We start from the raw sequence: 6,725 nt of genomic DNA, 5'->3' as shown, positions 1-6,725 counted from the left end.
GATAAATTATTTGATTTATATGTAATTTAATAAAGTTAATTCCTAGATTATTCTAGGAATTAATGATAGGTTTTTAGTTATAAATTGGAAAAATAAAAAATTTAAAACAAAAACCTGGGAGGAATATTATGGATTTTAAATTATCTAAAAAGGAAGCTCATAATTTTTTATTAAAACTTCAAGAAGAATATAAGGTATTTGGACCTAAAGCTTATAAAGGTGAAGGAAGATATAGTGATATAGATAGTATAAGATACGGAGAAATAAACTCTTTTGATGAAGTAGTATATGAAAAAAAATCAAATTATTCTCCAAAAGAAGTATTATTACCTATAAATCATCTTTATGCCGTTAAAATTGGAGAACAAGTAATTAAAAATTATGAAAAAGAAGATAAAAAGAAATTAATTATACTACGTTCTTGTGATATTCATGCCATAGAAAGATTAGATAAAAAGTTTTCTAAAGATGAGTATTACAATGAAAAAAGAAAAGGTGTCAAGTTTATAGTTATGGAATGTCCAAAAGCCTTTGATACATGTTATTGCTTATCTGTTGGAACAAATAAAACAGATAATTATTCTATGGGAATAAGATTCTTAGAAGATGGAATTTCTATAAAGATTAAAGATAGTGATTTTGATAAATTTATTGATGATTCTTATAGTAAAGATAATTTTGAGCTTGCTTTTGCAACTGAAAATACAACAAAAGTAAATGTACCACATATGGAAAATTGGGATAAGCAAACTTTTGATAAAACAAAAGAACTTCCTTTATGGAAAGAATATAGTAAGCGTTGTATTGGATGTGGAAGCTGTAATATATCCTGTCCAACTTGTACTTGTTTAACTACAAAAGAAGTAAAAAGTGAGACTTCTGATGTTATAGAAATAAGAAGAATATGGAATGGATGTCAGTTAGTTAAATCAAATTCTCTTAAAAAGAAAAATCTATCAGAGATAGTTCCAACAAGAATTCGTCAAAGAGTATTAGATAAATTTTATATGTCTCAAGTAGAGACTTCAAATGAACAAGATTGTGTAGGTTGTGGAAGATGTACTGATATTTGTCCAAGACTTATAAATTTCTCAAATACAGTTAATAGATTTAGTTTAGAACTAGATAAAATATATGAAGAAGAAGGATTTAATAACTAATAGGAGTGATATAAATGAACAAAGACATAAATGTAGATGAACTTCGTGCAAATTGCTTTCGTCAATCAAAAATTCCAGGAGAATTTATGTTTCAAATGAGAGTTCCAGGAGGAACTACAGATGCTAAATATTTAAGTTTGGTACAAGAAATAGCTTTAAAATATGGTAATGGTAGATTTCATTTTGGGACAAGACAAACTTTTAATATCCCAGGTATAAAATATGAAAATGTAGAAAAAGTAAATGCTTTAGTAAAAGATTATATAAAACAAATAGAAATTGAAGAATGTAATGTTGATATGGAATCAAATGAATTAGGATATCCAGCATTAGGTGCGAGAAATATTTGTGCTTGTGTTGGTGGAGACCATTGCATAAAAGCAAATATAAAAACTGTAGCTTTAGCAAAAAAAATAGAAAAATTAATTTATCCAAGTCACTATCATATAAAAGTTAATATAGTTGGTTGTCCAAATGACTGTAATAAAGCTCATATGACTGATTTTGGAGTTTATGGTGTTACATTACCTCAATATAATTATGACAGATGTGTTGTTTGTGGAGCTTGTGCAAGAGCTTGTAAAGCTCATTCAACAGGAGCATTAAAAGAAGTTAATGGCAGAATGGTTATAAATAGAGATATTTGTATAGGATGTGGAGAGTGTACAGATGTTTGTCCATCAAGAGCTTTAACTAGATATGATAAAAAATTATATAGAGTAACTTTAGGTGGAAGAACTAGCAAGAAGAATCCTAGAATTGGAAAAGTATTTGTTGATTATGTTACAGAAGATGTCCTTTTAGGAATATTTAAAAATTGGATTCCTTTCTCAAAAGAAATATTAAATAATACGCCTATTTATATGCATGGTGGACATTTAATAGATATGGCTGGTTATAACAAAGTAAAAGAAATATTATTCAAAGATGTTAATTTTAATGAAGAAGCAAAAGTTGCTGAAAGAATGAATTGGAGCGAAGTAGAATATAAAAGCAATATTAACGTAAAATTCGTTAAAAAAGCATAGGTTGTTATTTACTTTTAAAAATAATATTTTTTATGGAGGAATTAAGTTGATGAAAACTATAAAGATAAATGGTAAAGAGTACATTGCTAATGAAAATGAAAGTATTTTAAGTGTAGCCAAGAGAAATAATATAGAAATTCAAACTTTATGCTATATAGAAGAATGTATGAATATGTCTCACTGCGGAGTGTGTTTAGTTGAGATAGAAGGAAGAGAAGATTTAGTTAAGTCTTGCTCGACTATTGCAGAAGATGGAATGTCAGTTAGAACAAATAATGAAAGAGTTCAAAAAGCTGTAAAAGAAAGAGTTTCAGAGCTATTAGATAAACATAATTTTAAATGTGGAGAGTGTAAAAGAAAAGGTAACTGTGAATTCTTTGATATTGTTGTAAAAACTAATGCTAAAAAATCAGAATTTATAGATTATTCAGATGTAGAAATAGATGATAGAAGTAAAGCAATAGTATATGATAGAACAAAATGTATTCATTGTGATAGATGTGTAACTAACTGTAATAATAAAAGTGGAACTTATGCTGTTAGATTTGAAAATTGGGATAAATCATTTGATGATACAAATTGTATATTATGTGGTCAATGTGTAACTACTTGCCCAGTAGATGCTTTATATGAAAAATCTCATATAGAAAGAGTAAAGAATGCTTTAAAAGACCAAAATAAACATGTAATAATTGCTATGGCTCCTTCAGTTAGAACAGCTTTAGGTGAAGTTTTTGATATGGGATTTGGAGTTGATGTTACAAAAAAAGTTTATACTGCATTAAGAAAAATAGGATTCAAAAAAATATTTGATGTAAACTTTGGTGCAGATATGACAATAGTTGAAGAAAGTACAGAATTAATTGAAAGAATAAAAAAAGGTGGACCTTTCCCTATGTATACATCTTGTTGTCCAGGATGGATAAGATTAGTTGAAAATTATTATCCAGAGTTATTAGATAATATTTCAAGTGCTAAATCTCCTCAACAAATGTTTGGAGCTGCTACTAAAACTTATTATCCATCTATATCTGGAATAAATCCAAAAGATGTTTTTACAGTTTCAATCATGCCTTGTACAGCTAAAAAATTTGAAGTTGATAGAGACGAAATGGTTAATAGAGGATTAAGAAATATAGATGCTTCTCTAACAACTAGAGAACTTGGAAGATTAATAAAAGAATATAAAATAGATTTTAATTCTCTTGAGGAAAGTGAAGTAGATTTAGCTATGGGAGAATATACAGGAGCTGGAACTATATTTGGAGCTACTGGAGGAGTAATGGAAGCTGCTTTAAGAACAACTAAAGACTTAGTAGAAGGAATTTGTCTTGAAAATGTTGATTATGAAGAAGTAAGAGGATTAGATAATATTAAAGAAGCTACTGTATCTATTGGTGGAGTTGATTATAACATAGCAGTAATAAATGGAGCTGTTAATTTTGTTGAATTTCAAAAAAGTGGATTAATGGATAAAAAACAATATCACTTTATAGAAGTAATGGCTTGCTCTGGAGGATGTGTAAATGGGGGTGGACAACCTTTTGTAAGCTCAAAAGTACGAGAAAAAGTAAATTTTAGAAAATTAAGAGCAAGTGTTTTATATAATCAAGATGAAAATTTAACTTATAGAAAATCTCACAAAAATAAATCACTAATGAAAATGTATGAAAATTATATAGGAGAACCTGGTGGAGAAATAGCACATGAACTTTTCCATGTACATTACAACAGAAAGAATGATTAATTTTTAGGTTTGTATGTTTTTATTAGGAAATTTATAAAAAGAGGGGCTTAATTTAATATAGCCCCATTTATTGATTAGATAAAAAGGGGGATTAGTTATGAAAATTATACAGTCAACTTGTAATTATTGTGCTATAGCTTGTAATTTAGATTTTTATGTTGAAGATAACAAAATAGTAAAAATACATCCAACAGAAAATCATCCAATAAATAATGGGTCTTGTTGTATAAAAGGATTAAATCTTGATAAACAAACAAGTAAATATAAGACAGAAAAATCTCCGTTACTTAGAGGAAAAGATGGTGAATTTAAGTCAATAGAATGGGAAGAAGCTTTCAAATTAATGAGTGAAAAGATTAAAGAAAATCAAAATAAATATGGTAAAGAAAGCTTTGCATATTTGAGTACAGGACAACTAACAACAGAAAAGATGGCTTTATTAGGACATATAGGTAGAAATTTTTTAGGAGGAAATGGTGACGGAAATACAAGACTTTGTATGGCTAGTGCTGTTGTAGCTTATAAACAAAGTTTTGGTTTTGATTCTCCCCCTTATGCTTTAAAAGATATAGAATTATCAGATACTATAATTTTGATAGGTTCAAATCCAGTTTTAGCACATCCTATAATATGGGAAAAAATCGAAAATAATAAAAAAGCTAAGTTAATAGTTGTAGATCCAAGAAAATCAGAAAGTGCTAAAAACGCTGATTTATGGATTGATATAAAGCCTAAAGGAGATTTAGTTTTATTTTATACATTAGCCAATGTACTTATAGAAAAAAATTGGATAGATAAATATTATATAGATAACTTTACAGAAGATTATGAAAAATTTAAGGATTTCGTGAAAAAATTCTCTTTGGATAAAGTTGAAGAGAAAACTGGAATATCACCTGAAAGAGTTTTAGAATTAGCTGAAATAATATATAAAGGAAAGAAAGTTTCTTTTTGGTGGACTATGGGAGTTAATCAAAGTTATCAAGCCGTTAGAACAGCTCAAGCAATTATAAATTTGGCTCTTATTACTGGTAATATTGGAAAACCAGGTACAGGAGCTAATTCCCTTACTGGTCAATGTAATGCAATGGGTTCTAGGTTATTTAGTAATACAACTTGTTTATATGGTGGAGGAGCATACAATAATTTAGAAGAAAGAAAAAGAATTTCTAATATTTTAGGTATAGAAGAAGATATGTTACCATCAAAGCCAACATTAGCTTATGATGAGATTATAGAAAAAATTAATTCTGGAGAAATTAAAGTTCTTTGGGTTGTAGCCACAAATCCAAGACATTCATGGAGTAATAATAAAACTTTTGAGGAAGCTATAAAAAAATTAGATTTATTTATTGTACAAGATTTATATAAAGATACAGATAGTGCTAATATTTGTGATTTATATTTACCAGCAGTTCCAGCAATAAAAGATGAAGGATTTTTTATAAACACAGAAAGAAGATTAACAGGAGTACAACCTGTATTATCTAAAAAAGAATATGAAAAAACAGATTATGAGATATTTTTAGGAGTGGGACAAGCTTTAGGAATGGGAAAACTTTTAGAAAAGTGGAAGACACCAAGAGATGCTTTTGAGTTATTAAAAAAATGTTCTGAAGGTAAACCTTGTGATATAACAGGAGTAGAGTATGATGATTTAAAAAATTCTAAAGGAATACAGTGGCCTTTAAGGAAAGGTGAAAAGCTAACATCCAATGAGAGAAGACTTTTTGAGGATAATAAATTTTATACAGGAAATGGAAAAGCTAAATTTATATTTGAAGATATTTTAGAAAATCCAGTTCATGAAACAAAAGAATTCCCTTATATATTAAATACGGGAAGAGCAACTGTTGGACAATGGCATACTCAAACTAGAACTAGAGAAATACCAGCAGTTTCAATTATAACTCCTAAAAAAGCTTATATATATATAAATATTGAAGATGCAAAAAAATTAAATATAAAGTCAGGAGAAGAAGTAACTGTGAAATCAATTAATGGTGAAAAAAGTACATTTACAGCTAGATTAACAGATGATATAAAGCCAGGAAATTTTTATTCATCTCATCATTATATAGAAACAAATAATCTAACACCATCATTATTTGATAATTACTCAAGAGAGCCTTCTTATAAGACCGTGGCAGTAAGAATAGAGAAATAGGAGGATAAGCTATGAAAAGAATTAAAATTTGTAGAAGTAAATGTATAGGTTGTTTAACTTGTACTGCTGCTTGTATGATTGCACATGAAGATAATGAAAGTCGTAGCAGAATAGTTTTAGATAAGAATGGAAAATATAATCCTATTTTTTGTAAAGAATGTAAAAGCCCAGAGTGTAGTTTTGTTTGCCCTACTGGAGCTATGCATAAAGAAAAAGATAGTGAACTTATATATTATGATAAAGAAAAGTGTGTAAGCTGCTATATGTGCATAATGGCTTGTCCTTATGGAGTTCTAAAAGCTGGAGAAACTCACCACAAGCAAATAATGAAATGTGATATGTGTAAAGATACACCAGAGCATTCACCTAGATGTGTAGCAAAATGCCCAATGGGAGCAATAACATTAGAAGATGAAATATAATTTAATAATTATTTTTTATTTAAGTTTTGAGAGAAAATTATTTAAAAATAAACAAAATAAACTAGCATAATTTGCTAGTTTATTTTTTTATAGGAGCACTATGTTTTATGTATGTAATGAGTTTCAACATTAAATTATAAAGAGAAGCTTATATTATATAAAAATTTTAATAAATTGTATGAAGAGGTTAAGGCCTTAATT

At 28.0% G+C, this 6,725-nt stretch carries 5 protein-coding genes; all 5 read left to right on the top strand.

The window, feature by feature from the left end; genetic code table 11:
* The first annotated feature begins 128 nt into the window (after positions 1-128).
* The 5 genes from CLTHE_RS13510 to CLTHE_RS13490 all read left to right on the top strand — a co-directional run bounded on the left by CLTHE_RS13510 (position 129) and on the right by CLTHE_RS13490 (position 6,524).
* On the top strand, positions 129-1,160 hold the full coding sequence (locus CLTHE_RS13510; RefSeq protein WP_080023917.1) for a 4Fe-4S dicluster domain-containing protein: 1,032 nt from the start codon (positions 129-131) through the stop codon (positions 1,158-1,160).
* A 14-nt stretch (positions 1,161-1,174) separates the two neighbouring features.
* On the top strand, positions 1,175-2,188 hold the full coding sequence (gene asrC / locus CLTHE_RS13505) for a sulfite reductase subunit C (protein WP_080023916.1): 1,014 nt from the start codon (positions 1,175-1,177) through the stop codon (positions 2,186-2,188).
* Positions 2,189-2,237: 49 nt separating this feature from the next.
* Positions 2,238-3,935: a ferredoxin hydrogenase gene (locus CLTHE_RS13500; protein WP_080023915.1), complete on the top strand. Its 1,698-nt coding sequence runs from the start codon at positions 2,238-2,240 to the stop codon at positions 3,933-3,935.
* A gap of 97 nt (positions 3,936-4,032) precedes the next feature.
* A complete protein-coding gene (locus tag CLTHE_RS13495) occupies positions 4,033-6,102 on the top strand; it encodes a molybdopterin oxidoreductase family protein (RefSeq protein WP_080023914.1) in 2,070 nt (689 codons plus the stop codon).
* An 11-nt stretch (positions 6,103-6,113) separates the two neighbouring features.
* Complete coding sequence (locus CLTHE_RS13490; protein ID WP_080023913.1) at positions 6,114-6,524, top strand: 4Fe-4S dicluster domain-containing protein; 411 nt, start codon at positions 6,114-6,116, stop codon at positions 6,522-6,524.
* Positions 6,525-6,725: the final 201 nt, after the last annotated feature.

Source organism: Clostridium thermobutyricum DSM 4928, assembly GCF_002050515.1.
Lineage (GTDB): Bacteria > Bacillota > Clostridia > Clostridiales > Clostridiaceae > Clostridium > Clostridium thermobutyricum.
The sequence above is the reverse complement of the archived record's forward strand: the minus strand, read 5'-3'. Positions and strand labels throughout refer to the sequence as shown.

Excerpts from the sequence above, each read along its gene's own strand:
- CLTHE_RS13510 (WP_080023917.1), top strand. The coding sequence starts at position 129 with ATGGATTTTAAATTATCTAAAAAGGAAGCTCATAATTTTTTATTAAAA.
- asrC (WP_080023916.1), top strand. The coding sequence starts at position 1,175 with ATGAACAAAGACATAAATGTAGATGAACTTCGTGCAAATTGCTTTCGT.
- CLTHE_RS13500 (WP_080023915.1), top strand. The coding sequence starts at position 2,238 with ATGAAAACTATAAAGATAAATGGTAAAGAGTACATTGCTAATGAAAAT.
- CLTHE_RS13495 (WP_080023914.1), top strand. The coding sequence starts at position 4,033 with ATGAAAATTATACAGTCAACTTGTAATTATTGTGCTATAGCTTGTAAT.
- CLTHE_RS13490 (WP_080023913.1), top strand. The coding sequence starts at position 6,114 with ATGAAAAGAATTAAAATTTGTAGAAGTAAATGTATAGGTTGTTTAACT.